The organism is Kitasatospora sp. NPDC028961 (genome assembly GCF_055564815.1).
This window is the reverse complement of record NZ_JBVHVO010000001.1, coordinates 396,623-416,873: the sequence shown is the minus strand read 5'-3', so window position 1 is coordinate 416,873 and position 20,251 is coordinate 396,623. Positions and strand designations below refer to the sequence as shown.

Genomic DNA, 20,251 nt, shown 5'->3' with positions numbered 1-20,251 from the left:
CACCCGCCGAGCCCCTCCCCCTCTACGCGCCGCAGCGCTTGCCCTGCTCCGGCGCCGAACCGCCCAGCAGGTACCCGTTGACCGCCCCGTCGACGCACTCGTCGTGCCGTCCGTACGCGGTGTGGCCGTCGCCGTCGAAGGTCAGCAGCCGCCCGGACTCCAGCTGCCCGGCGAGGGACCGCGCCCAGGCGTACGGCGTGGCCGGATCGCGGGTGGTGCCGATGACCACGATCGGAGCGGCGCCGGCGGCCCGGACGGTGTGCGCGGCGCCGGTGGCCCGGACCGGCCAGTAGCTGCAGGTCAGCGCCATCCAGGCCATGTCGCGGCCGAACCGGGGCGAGGTCCGCTCGAAGTCCGGCACGGCCCGCTGGACGTCGGCCGGGCCGGTGAACGGCGCGGGCAGGTCCAGGCAGTTCACCGCCATGTTGGCGAACATGAGGTTGGGGTACGAGCCGTCCGGACCACGTTCGTAGTACGAGTCCGACAGCTTGAGCAGGCCGGTGCCGTCACCGGCCTTGGCGTCGGCGAGCGAGGTGCGCAGCTTGGGCCAGAGGAAGTCGGCGTACATGGCCTGGATGACGCCGGTGGTCGCCTGGGACTCGGTGAGCCGGCGGGCGCCGTCGACGGTGGTCAGCGGCTTGGCGTCGATGGCCGCGAACAGGGCGCTGAGCTGCTCGCCCGCCTGCTGCTCGGTGCGGCCGAGCGGGCAGTCCTCGCGCTTGACGCAGTCCTTGGCGAAGGCCGCCCAGGCGGTTTCGAAGCCGCCGGCCTGGGTGCGGTTGCCGCTGATCGAGTCGAGCGACGGGTCCATCGCGCCGTCCAGCACGATCCGGCCGGTCCGGCCGGGGAAGAGACCGGCGTAGGTGGCGCCGAGGAAGGTGCCGTAGGACTTGCCCACGTAGTTGAGCCGTTCGTCGCCGAGCAGCGCCCGCAGGACGTCCATGTCGCGGGCCGCCTCGACGGTGCCGAGGTGGCCGAGCCGGTCGCCGGCCTGCTGCCGGCAGCCCTCCGCGAACTCCCGGTCCGCGGCCACCAGGGCGTCGATCTCGGCCTGGTCGTCGGGGGTGATGTCGGCGGCGGTGTACGCGTCCATCCGCTCGCCGGTCAGACAGGTCACCGGGCTGCTGCGGCCGACGCCGCGCGGGTCGAGCCCGACCAGGTCGTACCGGGCGCGCACGGCGCTGTCGTAGGTCTTGGCGACGGCCTCCACGTACTCGATCGCCGAGCCGCCGGGGCCGCCGGGGTTGAGCAGCAGCGACCCGAGCCGGCCGCCGGCCGCGCCGGGGGCCCCGCCCTGGTCCCGGTCCGCCGGGACGGCGACGGCCCGGACCGCCGAGAGGGTGAGGTCGCCGCCGCCCGGGCGGTCGTAGTCCAGCGGCACCGTGAAGGTGGCGCACTCGAAGCCGTCGTCGCAGGGCTGCCAGGCGGGCCGCTGGCCGTAGTACGGCGCCAGCGCGGCGGGAACGGCGGCCGGGAGCGGCTCCAGCGGAGTGACACCGGGACGGGCGTCGGCCGCCGCCGGCCCCCCGGAGGCGAGGGCCCCGGACGGGGCGGCGCCGGGCGCGGCGGTGTCCGAGGAGGCCGCCCCGGGGGTGGACGAGGAGGAGCTGCACCCGCCGACCAACAACCCCGCGACCGCCAGTGCCGCGGCCACCGCCCTCGCCCGCATGCCCCGCTCCGACCTCATCCGGTCCCTCTCAGGTGCTGGGGCGCGGCCGCTGCCGGCGCCCTGGGTACCGCGAAGCGTAGCCTCCGCGGACACCCTGGTCAGGACGCCTTCGCCAGCGTCTCGGCCAGGTACTGGACCGCCTGGCGGACCAGCCGCAGCCGCTCGCGGTCGGCCGTGTAGTCCTGCACGTTCTCGGAGATCCGGACGTCGGCACGGGCCGACGCGCCGGCGCCGCCGTGCAGCGCGGTCTGCAGCTTGCGGGCCGCGTCCAGGCCCGCGGCGTCGGCCTTGGCGGCGGCCAGGAGCAGCTTCGGGGCGGCGTCGGCGGGGGCCTCGGCCCCCGTCCGGGTCAGCGCGACGGTGTCGTACCGGCCGGAGACCGCGGCGGCCGCGCCGTACAGGTCGGGGCGGGCCAGCCCGGCGGCCACCGCGCAGGGCGCGCCCGCCTCGACGCCGAGCGTGCCCCAGGATGCCGGGCCGGGCGGCAGGGTGCGGAAGGTGGCCGCGATGGTGGTGCGCAGCGCGGCGTCGTCGGCGATGGCCTGGGGGGCGGCGGCGACCAGCTCGCACGGGTGCGCGGTGCCGTTCGGCGCCTCGGGGGCCACCAGGATGAACGGGCGGGCCTTGCCGGTCTGGACGGCGGAGCCGAGGCCCTCGAAGACGTCCGGGACTTCGGTGTCGGCGGTCATCCGGGGAGTGGCCGCGTGCATCACGACCACCGGGAAGCGGGCGTTCGGGTCCTTGGCGTACTGGGCGGGCAGCCAGACCCGGACGTTGCGGGGGTGCCCGTCCGGGCCGGGGACGGCGGACTGCAGCAGCTCGCCACCGCCCGGGTGGCCGACGCTGTCGAACCGGCTGGCGGCCGGTGCCGGCGCGGGGGCGGGAGCAGGAGCGGGGGCGGGGGCGGGGGCGGGCGCGACAGCCGGGGCGACCGGAGCGGGTGCCTCGTCGGCGGGCGGCGCGGCCTGCCGGCTCCCGCCCTGGCCCGTGCTGTCGGCGGTGAGCTCCGCGGAGTCGGACCGCGAGGCCGGTCCGCCGAAGGTGCCGAAGGTGCCCAGGGCCGTCAACACGGTCAGTGCCGTCACGCAGATGCCGCAGACCATCGCGCCGGCCGCGCGCAGCAGCATCGGCCGCTGATCACCGGTCAGCTCGTAGGTCTCGGCGGACCGCAGGTCGCGCCAGCGCAGCAGGGCGCCTCGGGCGAGCCAGATCCCGCCCGAGGCGGCTGCCAGCAGGGGGACGACGAGGAGCGAACGGACCATGGGACGCACCGCCTCGGGAGGAGGGCCGGACGACCGGTGGGGGCCGGTGCCGGACGGGACGCGACGGCCCCGGCGTCGGGGCGCAGTCGGCCCCAGCGTGCAGGGCGATCCGGCCGTCACACGCAGGTGTCCCCGGCGCGTACGGCTCGTTCACTCGAAGGTGGGACACCCGGGTAGCGCGGGAGGCCCTACCGGCGGCCCCACCGGCGGTCCTACCGGTGACGGCCCCGCCCCGGCCGCCATCCGCGTCCGCCGACTCAGCCCGCGCGCAGGGCGACGGTCATCGCCTCGACGGCGAGCAGCGGGTCGACGTTGCGGTCCAGCGCCTGCCGGCAGGCGAGCACCGCCTCGATCCGCCGCAGCGTGCCCTCCGGCGGGCCGGCCTGGGCGACGCGGTTCAGGGCCTGCCGCTGGTCCTCGTTGGAGAGCGCGCCGGTGGAGCCCAACTGGAGGGCGAGCACGTCCCGGTAGAAGCTCAGCAGGTCGAGCAGGGCGACGCCGAGCGTCTCCCGGCGGGTCCGGGTGGCCCGGCTCTTCTGCCGCTTCTCCAGTTCCTTGACCGCGCCGGCCATGCCACGCGGAGCCTTGCTGCCCTCGGCCGCGCCGTACGCGGCCCTGAGGTCGCCGGTCTCCTTGGCGTCCTGGGTCTCGGCGAGCGCCTCGGCATCGGCCTTCGCGGTGTCGACCAGCCGCTGGGCGGCGGCCAGGCAACCACCGATGTCACCGACCTCCAGCGGGATCCGCAGCACGTCCGTGCGCCGGGTGCGGGCCTGGTCGTCGACGGCCAGCCGGCGGGAGCGCTCGATGTCCCCCTGGCCGGCGAGCGCGGCCATCCGGGCCGTCGTGGGGTCGACACCGTCGCGGTTCACCAGCATGTCGGCGACGGCCTCGGCGGCGGGCTGGCGCAGCACCAGCAGGCGGCAGCGCGAGCGGATGGTGGGCAGGACGTCCTGCACGGAGGGCGCGCAGAGCAGCCAGACGGTGCGCGGGGAGGGCTCCTCCACCCCCTTGAGCAGGGCGTTGGCGGCGGCCTCGGTGAGCCGGTGGGCGGCGTCGACCAGGATCACCGACCAGCGGCCGCCGGTCGGGTAGCTGGACGCCCGCAGCACGAGGGCGCGCATGTCGCCGACGCCGATCGACAGGCCGTCGGTGCGCACGTACTTCACGTCCGCGTGGCTGCCCGCGAGCACGGTGTGGCAGCCGTCGCAGAACCCGCAGCCGGGCGTACCGCCGAGCGCGAGATCCGGGCTGGTGCACTGGAGGGCGGCGGCGAAGGCGCGGGCCGCGGTGATCTGGCCGGCTCCGGGGGGGCCGGTGAACAGCCAGGCGTGCGTCATCAGCGAGGCGTTGCCGCCCGGCTCCGGCGCGGCCCCGCGACCGGCGGCGGCCGTCGCCCAGGCCGCCCGGGCCGCGGCGCTCAGCTGCTCGACCACCCGCTCCTGGCCCACCAGGTCGTCCCAGACGGCCACTGCTGCTCCCAAGCTCGGTACGGACTGCGCCGGCGCCCGTCACCCGGGCGGCGGACGGCGCTCCGGGCACGGTTTCCCGGAGTCGAGCATACGTGCCCGGTACGACGGCGGGCGGTGCCGCCGGAGCACCGCCCCGGCCGCACCGCCCACCGTCCTTCAGGCCCCTGCCCCGCCCCGGCCGAGTCGGCCCACCAGGCCGCGTGGGACCGTGCGGGCCGGGGCCGAGTCAGCTCCGGCGCCCCCAGCGCCGGCCCTTGCCCTTGCCGTCGCCCCGGTCGTCCGACCCGCCCCGGTCGTCCGTCCTGCCACGGCTCTCCGGCCCGCCGGGGTCGGCCGGAGGAGCGGCCGCGCCACCGCGCGGGTCCTGCGGCGCCGGGTCGGCGGGGCCGCCCTGTTCCCAACGAGCCCACTCGTCGCGCGAGCCCAGCAGGGTGTCGGTGAGGCTCGGCAGGTCGTCCATCGGCGTCTCCTCGGCCCAGGAGGGCCGGGGGCGCGGTTCGGCCGCGGGCTGCTCCTCCACCGCCGGGAGCTCGCGGGTGCTGTCGACCGGCGTCTCCCGCCCGGCCGGGCCGGCCGGTCCGCCCCGGGCGTTCCGCTCCTCGCGCCACAGGCCCGGCGGCACCTGGTCCGCCGGACGGGTCGGCTCCACCCGCGGCAGCACCTCCGTCCGGTCCGCCGGACGGGTCGGCTCGACCCGCGGCAGCACCTCGGTCCGGTCCGCCGGACGGGTCGGCTCGACCCGCGGCAGCACCTCGGTCCGGTCGGCGTGGTCGCGCCGCCCGGCACCCGACCGGTCGGGATCCGCCGAAGGGACTCGGGGCAGCACCGCCGTCTCGTCCGCCGGAGCGGTGGGGACGACCGGCAGCTTCGTCGTCGCGTCGGCCTCCGGAGCCCGGGACGCCGGAGCGCCACCGGCCCCCGCGGCGCCGGCCGCCTCGGCCGCCCGGACGGCCGCCCGGCGGTCCCGCTCGGAGATCTCCTGGGTCGCGTCCTCGGGCTCCGGCACGATCCGCAGCTCGGTGGTCACGTCGTCGGCCGGCGGAGCGGGCCGGTCCGCCCGGTCCGCCGCGCTCTCGGCGGCGGCAGCGGCCGCGGCGAGCGCGGCGGCCTGCGCCAGCCGGGCCTCCTCGGCCCGCTGCAGCGCCTCCTCCGCGCGCCGGCGCTGCTCCTCGCGCTGCAGCTCACGCTGCCGCTGGAGCTCCGCCTGGGCGGCCGCCTCCTCGGCGAGCCGCCGGCGCTCGGCGGCCTCGGCGGCGAGCCGGGCCTCCTCGGCCGCACGCTGCCTGGCCTCCTCCTCGGCCCGCCGGCGGGCTTCCTCCTCCGCCTCGCGCCGGGCCTCCTCGGCCGCCTTGCGCGCCGCCTCGGCGGCGACCCGCTCGGCCTCCTCCTTGGCCAGCCGCTCCTTCTCCGCCTGTTCGGCGCGGAGCTGCTCCAGCAGCTCCAACCGCTTGCGCTCGGCCTCCGCCTCGGCCGCGCGCCGGCGGGCCTCCTCGGCGGCGCGGCGCTCGGCCTCCTCGCGGGCCAGCCGCTCCTGCTCGGCCCGGGCGGCCTTCTCCTGCTCCGAGAGCGGCAGCTCGCGGTCGAGCCGGTGGCGGATCGCGGTGGTGACGAAGCCGGGCTGCTGGCTGCCGTCCACGACCAGGTACCGGGCCGGGTCGGCGGCGGCCAGCGAGAGGAAGCCGGACCGGACCCGCTGGTGGAACTCGGTCGGCTCGGACTCCAGCCGGTCCAGCGCCTCGGTGAACCGCTCCCGGGCCTTGGTCGGGTCGACGTCGAGGACGACGGTCAGGTCGGGCACCAGCCCGCCGGTCGCCCAGCGCGAGATCCGGGCCACCTCGGTGGCGGCCAGGTCGCGCCCGGCGCCCTGGTAGGCGATCGAGGAGTCCATGTAGCGGTCGGTGATGACCACCGCGCCGCGGGCCAGCGCCGGGCGGATGACGTTCTCGACGTGCTCGGCCCGGTCGGCGGCGTAGATCAGCGCCTCGGCGCGGTGCGACAGACCGGTGTTGCCGACGTCCAGGACGAGGCCGCGCAGCCGCTGCCCGACCGGGCTGCCGCCGGGCTCACGGGTGAGCACCACCTCGTGGCCCTTGCCCCGGATCCACTCGGCGAGCGCCTGGGCCTGGGTGGACTTGCCGGCGCCGTCGCCGCCCTCCAGGGCGATGAAGAAGCCGGTACCGGTGGTGCGGTGCGGGGCCGGACCGGCGGCGCCGCGCACGGCGTCGACGAGGTCCCGGCCGAACGGGGCGGTGCCCCGCCGGTCGTCGGTCTTGAGCAGCACGACGGCCGCGAGCACCAGCGTCAGCAGCCCGGCGGTGGCCACCGCGAGGGCCGCGCCGCCGTGGATGAAGGTGAACGAGCCGGGCTCGAGCGTGCCGTACTCGACCTCGCCGTAGGCAGCGGCGATCAGCGGGACGACGATCAGCGCGCCGCCCACCACGGCCCGCAGCACCGCGTACAGGTGCTCGTCGACCTTCGGGAGCCGCGCCTCCTCGACCTCCTGGGCGAGCAGCGAGCGCCCGGCCGAGACGACGATCCCGGCGACCAGGCCAGCCAGCACGGTCAGCAGCAGCACCAGGACGAAGTCCAGCACCAGGCCGGCCAGGATCAGCGCGACGCCCTCGGTCAGCAGCGCCAGTGCGAGCAGCCGGCGGCGGGAGAGCGCGGGCAGGGTGGCCCGGGTGAGCCGGGAGCCGAGCGCCGGGGTGCCGACGGCGGCGAGCACCAGCAGGCCGTAGCCGATCGGCCCGGCCCGGTGCTCGGCGGCGGTCAGCAGCGCGAGCGCCGCGACGCCCGCCATCGACGCGAAGGCGGCGGCGACCGAGAAGGTGAAGTAGGGGGCGGCGCCGGTGCGGCCCTTGCTCAGCGCGGGGCCGGGCGTGGCGTCGGTCGGCGCGCGCAGGCTCCGCAGCGGGGAGTGCGGAGGGGCCACCGTCGGACCGCCGGGCAGCTGCTGGAGGTACGCCCGGACGGCCGAGACCGTGAACAGGGCGGCCGCGCCGAGCGCCGCGAAGGTGGTCTGGTGGACGCGCAGCCAGTCCGAGCCGAGGGCCGCGAAGACGTTGTTGACCAGGGTGAGCGCGACCAGCACGGCGGCCGCGAGCGGCACGGTGGCCCAGCCGGTGCGGCGGTCCAGCGTCCGCACGCTCTCCAGGTTGGCCGCGGACGGACGCTGCTCCCCGGGGGGCGCGAAGGGGTTGGCCGGCGGCAGCAGGCCGGGTACGGCGGCGCCCTTGGCGATCGCCCAGACCCGCTCGGCCGCACCGGTCACGAAGACGGTGGCGAGCAGTACGTAGGTCGCGGCGCCGGAGGGCCCGGAGTCGGAGCCCAGCCAGACGATCCACCAGGGCGCGACGCCGATCAGCACGGCCCGCAGCGCGTCGGCGCCGAGCAGCGTCCAGCGCCGGTCCAGGCGGCCGCTGAGCAGCCCGTGCACCGGGCCGAGCAGGGCGGCGCCGACCAGCAGGGTGGCGGCCAGCCGGGCCGCGAAGACCGCGGCGACGGCGAAGGCGAGGCTCCGCGGCAGGTCGCCGAACTGCCCGCCGAGGGCGGCCGCGATCACCGTCAGCGCGAGCAGCACCAGCAGCCCGAGCCGGTCGGCGGTGCCGCCGATCAGCTGGGTGGTCCAGAGGCGGCGGTAGGGGCGCAGCCGCAACAGTGCCCGGGCGCGCTCACCGGGGGTTCCGGCGGGCGCGACCTCCGGCAGGTCGGGCGTGCCGGCTCTGGCGGCACCGCCGGTGCCGGGGGTGGGCTGCTCCTCGCTCGTCATACGGTCAGCGTAGCGGTCGGCACCGGTCGGAAAAGAGGGGTGCGGGCTTCCGGATGCCCGTCATTGCAGGGTTGTGACGCGCCGCGCACACGCTCGCCACTCCGCGCCGGAGGTGCTCGCGCACCGCGCCGCGCACCGGTCGCCCACAGACCTCGGGCCCGCGCCTCCGAAGAGGGCGCGGGCCCGGTGCCGCTGGTGGAGGGTCAGCCCTCGTCGACGGCGGCGGTCTTGCTCGCGGCGGCCTTCTTGGTCGCCGTCTTCTTCGCGGCGGCCTTGGTCGTCGTCTTCTTGGCCGTGGTCTTGGCTGCGGCCGTCTTGGTGGTGGTGGTCTTCTTGGTGGCGGTCTTCTTGGCCGCCGCCTTCTTCGCCGGGGCCTTCTTGGCCGTCTTCTTCACCGGCCCGCGGGCCCGCTTCTCCGCCAGCAGCTCGTAGCCGCGCTCGGGAGTGATGGTCTCGACCTCGTCGTCCTTGCGCAGCGTCGCGTTGGTCTCGCCGTCGGTGACGTACGGGCCGAACCGGCCGTCCTTGACCACCACCGGACGCTCGCTGACCGGGTCGGTGCCCAGCTCCTTGAGCGGCGGCGCGGCCGCGGCCCGGCCGCGCTGCTTGGGCTGGGCGTAGATGGCCAGGGCCTCCTCCAGGGTGACCGTGAACATCTGCTCCTCGCTGGTGAGCGAGCGGGAGTCGGTGCCGCGCTTGAGGTACGGCCCGTAGCGGCCGTTCTGCGCGGTGATCTCCACACCCTCCTCATCGAGACCGACCACGCGCGGCAGGGACAGCAGCTTCAGCGCGTCGTCGAGCGTGACGGTGTCCAGCGACATCGACTGGAGCAGCGACGCGGTCCGCGGCTTCACGGCGTTCTTGCCGGTCTTCGGCGTGCCCTCGGGCAGGATCTCGGTCACGTAGGGGCCGTACCGGCCGTCCTTGGCGACCAGCTGGTTGCCGCTGACCGGGTCCTGGCCGAGCTCGAAGTCGCCGCTGGGCTTGGCCAGCAGCTCCTCGGCCAGCTCGACGGTGAGCTCGTCCGGCGGCAGCTCGTCCGGGATGTCGGCGCGCCGGCCGGGCTCGCCCTCCACGGTGGAGGCGCGCTCGACGTACGGGCCGTACCGGCCGACCCGCAGGGTGAGGTCGTCGCTGATCCGGAACGAGCTGATCTCCCGGGCGTCGATCGCGCCGAGGTCGGTGACCAGTTCCTTCAGACCGCCCAGGTGGTCGCCGTCGCCGTTGCCGGCCTCGGCGGCGCCGCCGGTGGCGTGGCCCTCGCCCTCACCGAAGTAGAAGCGCTTCAGCCACGGCACGGACTGCGCCTCGCCCGCGGCGATGCGGTCGAGGTCGTCCTCCATCCGCGCGGTGAAGTCGTAGTCGACCAGCCGGCCGAAGTGCTTCTCCAGCAGGTTGACCACGGCGAAGGAGAGGAACGACGGCACCAGCGCCGTCCCCTTCTTGAAGACGTAGCGGCGCCCGATGATGGTGTCGATGATCGAGGCGTAGGTGGACGGGCGGCCGATCTCCCGGTCCTCCAGCTCCTTGACCAGCGAGGCCTCGGTGTAGCGGGCCGGCGGCTTGGTGGCGTGGCCCTCCGGAGTGAGCTGCTCGGCGGACAGCGGGTCGCCCTCGGTCACCTGCGGCAGCCGGCGCTCGCGGTCGTCCAGCTCGGCGTTCGGGTCGTCGGCGCCCTCGACGTAGGCCTTGAGGAAGCCGTGGAAGGTGATGATCTTGCCCGAGGCGGAGAACTCGGCGTCCCGGCCGTCCGCGGAACGGCCGCCGACCTTCACGGTCACCGACTGGCCGACCGCGTCCTTCATCTGGGAGGCGACGGTGCGCATCCAGATCAGCTCGTAGAGCCGGAAGTCGTCGCCGCTCAGACCGGTCTCGGCCGGGGTGCGGAAGCGGTCGCCGGAGGGGCGGACGGCCTCGTGCGCCTCCTGGGCGTTCTTGACCTTGCTGGCGTACGTGCGCGGCGCGTCCGGCAGGTAGTCGGCCCCGTAGAGCTGGGTGACCTGCGCCCGGGCGGCCGAGATCGCGGTCTCCGACAGCGTGGTGGAGTCGGTACGCATATAGGTGATGAAGCCGTTCTCGTACAGCTTCTGGGCCACCTGCATGGTCCGCTTGGCACCGAAGCCCAGCTTGCGGCTGGCCTCCTGCTGGAGCGTGGTGGTGCGGAACGGCGCGTACGGCGAGCGGCGGTACGGCTTGGACTCGACGCTGCGGACACCGAACGAGGTCTGCTCCAGGGCGGCGGCCAGCGCCCGGGCGGCCTGCTCGTCCAGGTGCAGGGTGTTGACGCTGCCGGCCTTCAGCCGGCCGTCCGAACCGAAGTCGCGGCCGCTGGCGATCCGCTTGCCGTCGACGGCCGAGAGCCGGGCGCCGAAGGTCTCCGGGTTGGCGGCGTCGGCCGGGGTGCGGCCGGTGCCGAAGGTGGCGACCAGGTCCCAGTAGGAGGCGCTGCGGAAGGCGATCCGCTCGCGCTCCCGCTCGACCACCAGGCGGGTCGCGACGGACTGGACGCGGCCGGCCGACAGCTTCGGCATGACCTTCTTCCAGAGCACCGGCGAGACCTCGAAGCCGTAGAGGCGGTCGAGGATGCGGCGGGTCTCCTGGGCGTCGACCAGGCGCTGGTTCAGCTCGCGCGGGTTGGCCACCGCCTCCTGGATCGCGGTCTTGGTGATCTCGTGGAACACCATCCGGTGCACCGGCACCTTGGGCTTCAGGACCTGCTGGAGGTGCCACGCGATGGCCTCGCCCTCGCGGTCCTCATCGGTGGCGAGGAAGAGTTCGTCGGACTCGGCCAGCAGCGACTTCAACTTGCTGACCTGGGACTTCTTGTCCGCGTTCACCACGTAGATGGGCGCGAAGTCGTGGTCGACATCGACGCCGAGGCGGCGCACCTCGCCGGTGTACTTGTCCGGGACCTCGGCCGCTGTGCTGGGCAGGTCCCGGATGTGCCCGACGCTCGCCTCGACGATGTAGCCGGGGCCAAGGTAGCCCTTGATCGTCTTCGCCTTGGCCGGCGACTCGACAATGACGAGTCGCTGTCCGTGCGCGGTCTCGCTGCTCGGGGACACCTTCGCTCTTCTCTCCCGGTCGTTACGTGAGCTGGTCGGCGCCGGCAGCACAGGCTGCGCTCCGCCCGACCCCTCCACCGTCCCGGGGGCGCCGCTGCACGACGACCCCACCAGCGGAGTGTGACCGTACCCCGGCCACCCTTGTCAAACGGAAGGATCCTGCTTTTTCACCGGCAAGGCCGACCGACGCCACTCGAACGGTAACCCGATGATGGAGGATCGCGCCCCGTGGAGGGGGGCTTCGGCGGGTTTCGAAGGATGGAATGACGGATTTCAAAATCTGTCAACGGAAAATCGACACCGCGCGGCGGGCGGAGCGGCGGTGGGACGGGGCTCAGCCCGTGAGGCCGGCGGCGATCAGTACCGCCCCCGCGGCCACGCAGCCGGTGCCGAGCGAGGTCCAGAGCAGATCGGCCACCGCCGCCCGGCCGGTTTCCGCCGCCGCCAGGACCGCGCGGAGCGGCCGCCGAGGATCGTAGGAGATACGGACGGACGCCCCGGGCGCGAAGCGGGCCGGCCGGCGCAGCGGGGTGTGGCCGCGTGGGCGGGTGATCACCAGCTCGGCGCATCGCCCCGGGCCGGAGGCACCGGTGACGGCCGGCGCAGAGAAGGAGAGCAGCGGTGCGCTGTCCAGCTCACCGTGGGCGTCGGCCTCGGCGACCACCGTGGCCACCGCCGGCACGCCACGGCGTCGCACCAGGTGGCGAAGGCGCACTTCGGACGCGCACCAGAGCAGCAGTGCGCCGCCGAAGAGCGCGAGCACCGCGCCGCCCGCCGTGGCCGTCGTCGTGTCCACCCCTTGCCCCCAGCTCTGTCCACAGCCTGTGGACAGAGCTTCACATTCCGGGGCCAACGCGGGACAGCCGTTCGGCGACCGGCGGGCGAACCAGGAGACACCGGGAGATGAACCGGCAGGGGCCCGGCCCGGCCCGTTCGGACCGAATCGGGTCGTGCCCGGGCCGAGCCGTGGCGGGCCGTCGGACCGCGCCGGGCCGTGCCGGGTCACGGCAGGCCGTTTCGAGCCACGGCAGGTCGCGGCGGGGCCGCCTTCGGGCTTCGACGCGAGCCGAAGGAACGAGGGCACCGGCGGGTGGCGGACGGACAGCGGGGGGCGGCCGCGGGTGGGCGGCCGACCGGGCGCCGGGGGCGGCGGACCCGCAGGGCGGCCGGCCCGCGAGGCAGCGGGCCGGCCGGGCAGCGGGCCCGCGGGGCAGCTCCGGGGCCGTTACTCGACCGGTCGGATGAACCCCTGCTCGGTGAGGAGCCGCAACGACTCCGGCACCCGGTCCCGCAGGACCACCCGGTCCTCGCCGAGCAGCTGCGCGATGGCGTCCACGATCTCGCCGGCCGACAGCGTCCCGTCGCAGACCCCGGCGAACCCCGCTCCCACCGTGTCCACCTTGGTGGCCCGCCGCATGCCGCGGTTGTGACGCAGGATCACGTGCTCCGGATCCTCCGCCCCGGGTGCGCCGACCTGCTCCTGGACCACCTCGTCGGCCAGCACGTACCGGGCCGCGAGCAGCCCCGCGTCGTCGTGCGTGCGCAGGTAGTCCTGCCGGTCGAACCACTCCTCGATGTGCGGGCCGAGCGGCTGCTCGACCGGGTGCGGCCACTCCTCCACCCGGACGGTCGGCCGCTCGGCGCCGCTCGCCCGCAGCGTGATCCAGCCGAAGCCGATGCCCTCGACCCGGCCCGCCTCGAAGGCATCCAGCCACTCGCCGTACCGGGCCTGGTAGTCACCGCCGGCGCCGCGGTGGTCACCGCCGTCGCGCAGCCACAACTCGGCGTACTGGGCGACGTCCTGGACCTCCCGCTGGACGACCCAGGCGTCCAGGCCGGTGCCCGCCACCCAGCCGGCCAGCCGGTCGTGCCAGTCCTCGCCCTTGACGTGCTGCCAGTTGGCGAGCAACTGGCAGTAGCCGCCCGGCTCCAGGTGCGCGGCGGCGGAGCGGACCAGGCTGCGGCAGAGGTCGTCGCCGGCCATGCCGCCGTCGCGGTAGGTGAAGCGGCCGGTGGGCGAGATCACGAACGGCGGGTTGGAGACGATCAGGTCGAACTTCCGCTCTCCGACCGGCTCGAAGAGGCTGCCGGCGGCGGCGTCGGTGTTGTCGAAGCCGGAGAGCGCGAGCGTCAGCTCGGTGAACCGCAGCGCGCGCGGATTGAGGTCGGTGGCGGTGACCCGCTGCGCGTGCCGGGCGGCGTGCAGGGCCTGCACCCCGGAGCCCGAGCCGAGGTCCAGGGCGGCCCGGACCGGGCGGCGCACGGTGATGTTGGCCAGCGTCGTGGAGGCGCCCCCCACCCCGAGCACCAGGTCCTTGCGGGCCACGCCGTGCGCGGTCTCGCCGGAGCCGATCCCGCCCGCGCCGCCGACCGCGCAGCCCAGGTCGGAGACCACCCAGGCGTCCGAACTGGGCAGACCGGAGACCTCGTTGGCGTACGGGCGGACGTCCACGGTGGCGCGCACCTGGTCCCCGTCCGCGCGCAGCCAGCCGTCGGTCAGACAGTCCTCGACCGGCAGCGCGGCGGCGGCCGCCTGGTACGGCACGGGCTGCTGCAGCAGGAACAGCCGCACCAGCGTCTCCAGCGGGCTGCCGCCACGGGTGGCGCGCAGCGCCGGGACGGCCTCGCTGCGCGCCAGCGCCGCGTAGCCGGTGGGCCCGAGCAGGTCGAGGCAGCCGTCGGCGGTGTACGCGGCGGCGAGCAGCGCCTCACGGAACTTGGGGAGGCGGGTCGGGTCGAGAACGGGGCTACTGATCACCCCGCCATTGTCCCCCCGGCCGCCGGGCCCGCTTCCCCGCCGGGGCCGCCCGCGCCGGGGCGGCCGACCCGCCCGCGCCGGGCACGGCCGGGCGGGACCGGCTCCGGACCGGTCGGGTCAGCTCGCCGAGGGCGCGGGGCTGGACGGGGCGGGGGCGGGGGCGGGCGGGGCCGAGGTCGCGGCCGGGTCCGTCGCGGCCTGGCTGCCCGCCGGGCTCGCGCCGTCGGTCGCGCCGGGCGCGGGGGTGCCGGTGCTGCCGCCGGCCGTCGGCGTCCCGCTCGCTCCGGCGGTCGGCGCCGCGGCGGCCGAGCCCGGCTTGCAGCCCTCCTGCTTGGCCATCGCGGCACCGAGGTCGCCGCGCTGCAGCTTGGCCTGTGCCTGGGTGGAGAGCGAGGCCAGCTTCTGCACCTGGTCGGCGACGCTGCGCAGCCCGTCGGCGAACTTCGCCTGTTCGTCGTTGGGCAGCGCGTCCAGCTTCTTCTGGACGTCGAGGTACAGGTCGGCCGCCTTGTTGAGCTCGGAGACGGTGTCCTTCTGGAGGTTCCCGCCCTCGTCGACCTTGGGCGCACCCGCGGAGTCGATGGCGGCGGCGATCTCCTGGTTGGTCTTGGCCAGCCGCCCGATGTCGGCGGAGAGGCGCTTCTGCAGATCGGCCGGGGCCTCACCGGTCTTCACCTGGCCGGTGTCCGCCAGAGCGGTCTGCGCCTGGGCGATCGGGTCCTTGGCCGCGCCGCAGACGTTCGCCGCCCAGGACTCCAGCTGCTTGCTGTTGTCGTCGCCGCAGCCGACGGCGCCGAACGCCAGCAGCGCGCCGAGCGCGGGTACGGCCAGCAGTCGCTTGTTCACCGGGAGAAGCCCTTTCGGTTTCGGTCGTCGAACTGCGAACCTACACGGCCGCCACCCGGCCCCCGGTTCCCGCCCGTACCGGCTCCGACCGGTCTCCCCGGCCTGGATCGGTCGCTCCCCTCCTTCGGACGGCCTTCCCCGGCCTCGGGGGCCCTCACGACGGGAGGCGTACCGGGCCCGGGCGGACCGGGCCCGGGATAGGGACTCAGGCCGACCGAACCCAGGCCGACCCGAATCCAGGCGAACCGAGGCCAGGCTGACCGGGTTCAGGCCCGCTCGACCCTGACCGGGTCGTTCGGGCGTACGGTGCGCAGCACTTCGGGATCCCCGTCCAGGGAGCCGAGGATGTTGCAGGGGCTGGCCAGCCGGCACTCGCCGTCCCGGGAGATCGGCGTCGGCCCGAAGGGCAGCGCGAGGCTGTCACCGTCCGTCCAGAACGCCACGGTGCCCGGCTCGACGACCTGCCGGGCGTCATCCTCCCTGGGCACGCTGACCGGCGTCCCGAAGTACACCTCCTCGCCCCAGGTACTGGCCGACGAGCTGATCGGCAGCGCACCCCAGAGCGCCTGGGCGGTGGGGGTGGCCGCGAGCGTGGCGAGCGCCTGACCGGCGGGCCACAGGATGCGAATCCGCATGGGTTCCCTCTTCTACGACAGACCCGATCACCGATCGGGGCCGGTCGTGCCGAGAGCAGGGAACCGCTGGATTCAACAGTTTGTCAATGCGCTTCCGCCAGGTGGACTCCCCGGCTGCGGCCGTGGTGTGGCGCGAGGGACTGTGCGGCAACCGGTCGGCCGTCACGACGGCGGCGCGACCGCAACGGCGTGCGAGTGACCACGACAGCGGCCACCGCCGTAGTCGGCGGGCAGCAGGAACCGGCCGGACGGGAGGGACCGGCCGGCCGTCGGCAGTCGCCGGTCAGAGTGCCATCGCGTCGACCGAGACCGGCCAGCTCATCCGGATCAGGCCACCGCTCGCTCCACTGGTGACCTCCAGCTCCTCCACCAGTCCGGTGATCACGGCGAGACCCAGGGTGTCCTCGTCCGGATCGCCTTCGGCAGCACCCGGGGCCGGCACGGTGGCGGGGCCCGCCTCGTCCTCGACCTCGATGAGGAAACGCTTCTCCTGGTCCGTGAGAGCGACCCGGACCGCACCGGTGATGCCACCGCGCTGGTGCAGGCCGACCGCACGGGAGCACGCCTCACCGACGGCGAGCCGGACCTCGTCGAGCACCGACTCGTCGACCCCGGCTCGTCTTGCCACAGCCGCGGCGACCAGCCGGGCCGTACGGACATGCTCGGGAAGCGCGCTGAATCGAAGTTCGACGGTTGCCATCTCTCCCCCTCGGGGTGTCCGGCCGGGGCCGGGCATGCGGGCCCCTGCGAACCGGTCCCACCGGCTCCGGGGCGGGCCCGGACGGGCCGGGGCCACAGGGGCCCCGGCACGCCGGACACGTGGATCGGACGGGTCGACACGAGGCCGGCCCGGCCTGGTCAGTCGGTCGAGTTGACCGCGTCGTCCACCGAGGTGTGGATCGGGAAGACCTTGGTCAGGCCGGTGATACGGAAGATCTTCAGAATGCGCTCCTGGTTGCACACCAGGCGCAGCGAACCCTCATGGGCCCGCACTCGCTTCAGACCGCCCACCAGCACGCCCAGACCGGTCGAGTCGAGGAAGTCCACGCCCTCCATGTCGACGACGAGGTGGTAGTTGCCGTCGTTGACGAGCTCGACCAACTGCTCACGCAGCTTCGGGGCGGTGTACACATCGATCTCGCCGCCAACCTCGACGACCGTGCGATCGCCGACTGTACGGGTCGACAGGGACAGGTCCACGGAACCTCCAGCACCTTGCCTTGCTACGTCATTGCGATCTTCGGCCGGACGGCCGTCACCGCATGGTCGCGTACCCCGGACGCGCCCAATCACGCGTGGCGAGCCTCAGCGCTGCGACCCCCGGCCGTACGGCCGTCACGGCCACATTCAACCACCTGCGACCATGACCGCACGATGGCTTACGACGATTCTCCGTCACGCCGGTGACACACTGGGTCCTCATGCCGCCCCGTCACAGCCTGCCCGAGGCACTGCTCACGACCCTGTCCACCACCCGGGGGCGGTCGGACCGGCTCACCCATACGGAGCACCTTCCCGCCCGACCAGCACGTTATTCACCCTGGCCCGACTCGATCCGACCCGAGATCGTCGCCTCCGCCCGGGAGCTGGGCGTGGAACGTCCTTGGGCCCATCAGGCAGAAGCGATGAACCTGGCCAAAAGCGGCCATACTGTGGTGATCGCCACAGGAACCGCCTCGGGCAAGTCGCTCGGCTATCTGGCGCCGGTGCTCAGCGACCTGCTGGACGGGACCGAGGCCCGCAACGGCCGTGGCGCCACCGCTCTCTACCTGGCCCCGACGAAGGCGCTCGCCGCCGACCAGCGGCGACGGGCCGCCGAACTCGCCCCGCCCAGGGTCCGGCCCGCCCTCTACGACGGCGACACCCCGCCCGAGGAACGCGAGTGGGTCCGCCAGTACGCCTCCTACGTGCTCACCAATCCCGACATGCTGCACCGCGGCATCCTGCCCGCGCACGCGCGCTGGTCCTCCTTCCTCAAGACGCTGCGCTACGTGGTGGTCGACGAGTGCCACAGCTACCGGGGCGTGTTCGGCTCGCACGTCGCCCAGGTGCTGCGCCGGCTGCGCCGGATCTGTGCCCGGTACGGCTCCTCCCCGACCTTCATGCTGGCCTCGGCCACCACCGCCGACCCGGGCGCCACCGCCCGGCTGCTCACCGGGCTGCCCGCCGAAGCCGTCACCGAGGACGCCTCGCCGCGCGGTCCGATGGTGTTCGGGCTCTGGGAACCGCCGCTCACCGAGAACGTCGGCGAGCACGGGGCACCGGTCCGCAGGACAGCCACCGCCGAGGCCGCCCACCTGCTGACCGACCTCGTCGAACGGCAGACCCGCACCGTCGTGTTCGTCCGCTCCCGCCGGGCGGCCGAACTCGTCGCGCTCCAGGCCCAGGACCAGCTCGGCCGACCGCTCGCCGACCGGGTCGCCGCCTACCGCGGCGGCTACCTCGCCGACGAGCGCCGGGCCCTCGAACGCGATCTGCAGTCCGGCCGGCTGCTCGGCGTCGCCTCCACCTCCGCTCTCGAACTGGGCGTCGACATCTCGGGTCTGGACGCCGTCCTGATGGCCGGGTACCCCGGCACCCGGGCCTCGCTCTGGCAGCAGGCCGGGCGGGCCGGGCGCGAGGCCCAGGGCGCCCTGGCCATCCTGATCGCCCGCGACGACCCGCTGGACACCTACCTGGTGCACCACCCGGAGGCGCTCTTCGCCACGCCCGTCGAAGCCACCGTGCTCGACCCCGACAATCCGCACGTCCTCGCCCCGCACCTGTGCGCGGCGGCCGCCGAACTCCCACTCAGGGACAGCGACCTGGACCTGTTCGGCCCCTCCGCGGGCCCGCTGCTGCCCGTCCTGGAGCGGCGCGGGCTGCTCCGCCGCCGCGGCGGCGGTTGGTACTGGACCCGCCGCGAACGCGCCGCCGACGCCGTCGACCTGCGTGGCAGCGGTGGCAGCCCGGTGCAGATCGTCGAGGCTCCGACCGGCCGGCTGCTGGGCACCGTGGACGCCTCCGCCGCCCACACCACCGTCCACACCGGGGCCGTCCACATCCACCAGGGACGCAGCTACCTCGTCCGGGACTTCGACCTGGCCAGCTCCGTCGCCCTGGTCGAGCCGGCCGACCCGCCGTACACGACGGCCGCCCGGGACATCACCTCCATCTCGGTGCTCTCCACCGACACCTCCCTCGCCTGGGGCGAGGGCCGGCTCAGCTTCGGTTCGGTGGAGGTCGTCAACCAGGTGGTCGGCTACCTCCGCAAACGGATCTCCACCGGGGAGATCATGGGCGAGACCAAACTCGACCTGCCGCCCCGGACCCTGCGGACCCGGGCGGTCTGGTGGTCCGTCACCGAGGACCAGCTGCTCGACGCGGACATCCCGCTCGACCAGTTGCCCGGAGCCGCCCACGCCGCCGAACACGCCTCCATCGGCCTGCTGCCGCTCTTCGCCACCTGCGACCGCTGGGACATCGGCGGTGTCTCGGTGCCGCTGCACCCCGACACCGAGCTGCCGACGGTCTTCGTCTACGACGGCCACGCGGGCGGGGCCGGGTTCGCCGAACGCGGCTTCCAGCGCGCCGTCCAGTGGCTGACGGCCACCCGGGAGGCGATCGCCGCCTGCGAGTGCGAACGCGGCTGCCCGTCCTGCGTGCAGTCGCCCAAGTGCGGCAACGGCAACGAACCGCTGGACAAGGCAGCCGCCGTCCGACTGCTGGACATCCTGCTCGCCGGAGCACCGACGGCCGACGGGGCCGGGGCCGGGGCCGAGGCCCCGAGCGGGGACGGAGACGGGGACGGGGACCGCAACGGGGACGGGGGCCGGACGCCTCACGAGCCTCAGGGCGACGGCGACCCGGGGGCCGGGGCCGGGACGGCCGAGCCCTCCGCCGAGGGCTCATGAGCCGCCTGCCGTCGCACTGACGCCCTCGTCCGCGGCAGCAGCCGTAGCAGCAACCGCGGCACGGATCGGCCCGGCTCGGGAACGGGCCCGCGCCGGCCCGATCGGCAGATCCACCGGAAGGCGGCCGATCGACACCTCTGCCACCACCTCGACGGCGTCCGCCTCCCGGTCCACCGTGCAGGACACCAGGGCGGCCGCCTGTGCCCGTGCGATCCCGGCGGCCCGGGCGCACCCGCCGTCCAGGTCCAGCAGCAGCCGGTCGGCCGCCGCGAGGGCCGCCAGGTCGGCGGCGGACTCGGCGCGGTGGCGGGCTCCCACCACCGCGCCGACCGAGAGGACCGCGGCGAACGTCGTACAGCCGAGCACCGCGAACGCGACCAGCCAGACCGTCGCGGATCCGCCGTCGGTCGGGCGCCCGACCGACGCACGGGCGCCCCGGGCCCTGGCCACCCTGCCCATCACGGCCGCCCCAGGGATCAGGAGGGCCATGGACCCGCACCCGCGCCGCCCGTCAGGGTGTCCTCCCGCGCCGCCACCGCGGCCGCGCCGAGCCGCACCGAGAGCAGGCCGGCGAGCCGGCCCGGGGCCGCCGAGGGCGCGTCCACCGTGACCCGAACCGTGTCCGCCTCGACGGCCACCCGCACAGCCGCCCCGGGCGGGGCCGCCGCCTGGGCGATCGCGGCAGCGTCCACCTCGCCACGCGCGGCCGCCCGGGCACCCACCCGCGCCGCGTCGACGCAGCGGATCTGCGCGGCCGCCGCGAGCACTCCCCAGATCAGCATCACGGCGAGCAGGACCAGGGCCGGCATCGCCACCGCCGTCTCGGCGGTGACGAAGCCCGCGTCCCGGCGACGGAGCCGAGTCACCCCGACTGCCCCGGACGTC

Annotated in this window: 14 protein-coding genes; 1 reads left to right on the top strand and 13 read right to left on the bottom strand. The window is 75.1% G+C overall.

Annotation, left to right across the window (positions count from 1 at the left end):
* Positions 1 to 22 precede the first annotated feature (22 nt).
* The 11 genes from ACZ4UX_RS01840 to bldG all read right to left on the bottom strand — a co-directional run bounded on the left by ACZ4UX_RS01840 (position 23) and on the right by bldG (position 16,673).
* On the bottom strand, positions 23 to 1,669 hold the full coding sequence (locus tag ACZ4UX_RS01840) for an alpha/beta hydrolase (protein WP_465704905.1): 1,647 nt from the start codon (positions 1,667 to 1,669) through the stop codon (positions 23 to 25).
* A gap of 98 nt (positions 1,670 to 1,767) precedes the next feature.
* Complete coding sequence (locus ACZ4UX_RS01835; protein ID WP_465704903.1) at positions 1,768 to 2,931, bottom strand: alpha/beta hydrolase; 1,164 nt, start codon at positions 2,929 to 2,931, stop codon at positions 1,768 to 1,770.
* A gap of 257 nt (positions 2,932 to 3,188) precedes the next feature.
* On the bottom strand, positions 3,189 to 4,400 hold the full coding sequence (locus ACZ4UX_RS01830) for a DNA polymerase III subunit delta' (RefSeq protein WP_329492156.1): 1,212 nt from the start codon (positions 4,398 to 4,400) through the stop codon (positions 3,189 to 3,191).
* A 226-nt stretch (positions 4,401 to 4,626) separates the two neighbouring features.
* Positions 4,627 to 8,169: a dTMP kinase gene (tmk, locus tag ACZ4UX_RS01825; RefSeq protein ID WP_465704901.1), complete on the bottom strand. Its 3,543-nt coding sequence runs from the start codon at positions 8,167 to 8,169 to the stop codon at positions 4,627 to 4,629.
* A 203-nt stretch (positions 8,170 to 8,372) separates the two neighbouring features.
* The gene (topA, locus tag ACZ4UX_RS01820; RefSeq protein WP_380382484.1) at positions 8,373 to 11,234 is read right to left on the bottom strand and encodes a type I DNA topoisomerase; all 2,862 of its coding nucleotides are present in this window, start codon (positions 11,232 to 11,234) and stop codon (positions 8,373 to 8,375) included.
* A 334-nt stretch (positions 11,235 to 11,568) separates the two neighbouring features.
* On the bottom strand, positions 11,569 to 12,030 hold the full coding sequence (locus ACZ4UX_RS01815) for a hypothetical protein (protein ID WP_465704899.1): 462 nt from the start codon (positions 12,028 to 12,030) through the stop codon (positions 11,569 to 11,571).
* A gap of 429 nt (positions 12,031 to 12,459) precedes the next feature.
* Complete coding sequence (locus tag ACZ4UX_RS01810) at positions 12,460 to 13,992, bottom strand: DUF7059 domain-containing protein (protein WP_329488495.1); 1,533 nt, start codon at positions 13,990 to 13,992, stop codon at positions 12,460 to 12,462.
* Between the two features lie 117 nt (positions 13,993 to 14,109).
* The gene (locus ACZ4UX_RS01805; RefSeq protein ID WP_465704898.1) at positions 14,110 to 14,838 is read right to left on the bottom strand and encodes a hypothetical protein; all 729 of its coding nucleotides are present in this window, start codon (positions 14,836 to 14,838) and stop codon (positions 14,110 to 14,112) included.
* 266 nt (positions 14,839 to 15,104) lie between these two features.
* The gene (locus ACZ4UX_RS01800) at positions 15,105 to 15,473 is read right to left on the bottom strand and encodes a cyclophilin-like fold protein (protein WP_380382476.1); all 369 of its coding nucleotides are present in this window, start codon (positions 15,471 to 15,473) and stop codon (positions 15,105 to 15,107) included.
* A gap of 283 nt (positions 15,474 to 15,756) precedes the next feature.
* Entirely contained in the window at positions 15,757 to 16,173 is a 417-nt protein-coding gene (locus ACZ4UX_RS01795) for an ATP-binding protein (protein WP_329488498.1), read from the bottom strand.
* Between the two features lie 158 nt (positions 16,174 to 16,331).
* Positions 16,332 to 16,673, bottom strand: coding sequence for an anti-sigma factor antagonist BldG (bldG, locus tag ACZ4UX_RS01790; protein WP_148644090.1), 342 nt, complete (start codon positions 16,671 to 16,673; stop codon positions 16,332 to 16,334).
* Between the two features lie 221 nt (positions 16,674 to 16,894).
* On the opposite strand from bldG, the gene ACZ4UX_RS01785 reads away from it, so the two are divergent.
* The gene (locus ACZ4UX_RS01785) at positions 16,895 to 19,366 is read left to right on the top strand and encodes a DEAD/DEAH box helicase (protein WP_465704895.1); all 2,472 of its coding nucleotides are present in this window, start codon (positions 16,895 to 16,897) and stop codon (positions 19,364 to 19,366) included.
* On the opposite strand, the gene ACZ4UX_RS01780 is transcribed toward ACZ4UX_RS01785, so the two are convergent.
* A complete protein-coding gene (locus tag ACZ4UX_RS01780; RefSeq protein WP_465704893.1) occupies positions 19,361 to 19,855 on the bottom strand; it encodes an Rv3654c family TadE-like protein in 495 nt (164 codons plus the stop codon). The two genes, ACZ4UX_RS01785 and ACZ4UX_RS01780, sit on opposite strands and share 6 nt — an antisense overlap.
* On the bottom strand, positions 19,843 to 20,232 hold the full coding sequence (locus ACZ4UX_RS01775) for a TadE family type IV pilus minor pilin (RefSeq protein WP_465704891.1): 390 nt from the start codon (positions 20,230 to 20,232) through the stop codon (positions 19,843 to 19,845). Before ACZ4UX_RS01775 ends, ACZ4UX_RS01780 begins: the two co-directional genes overlap by 13 nt.
* Positions 20,233 to 20,251: the final 19 nt, after the last annotated feature.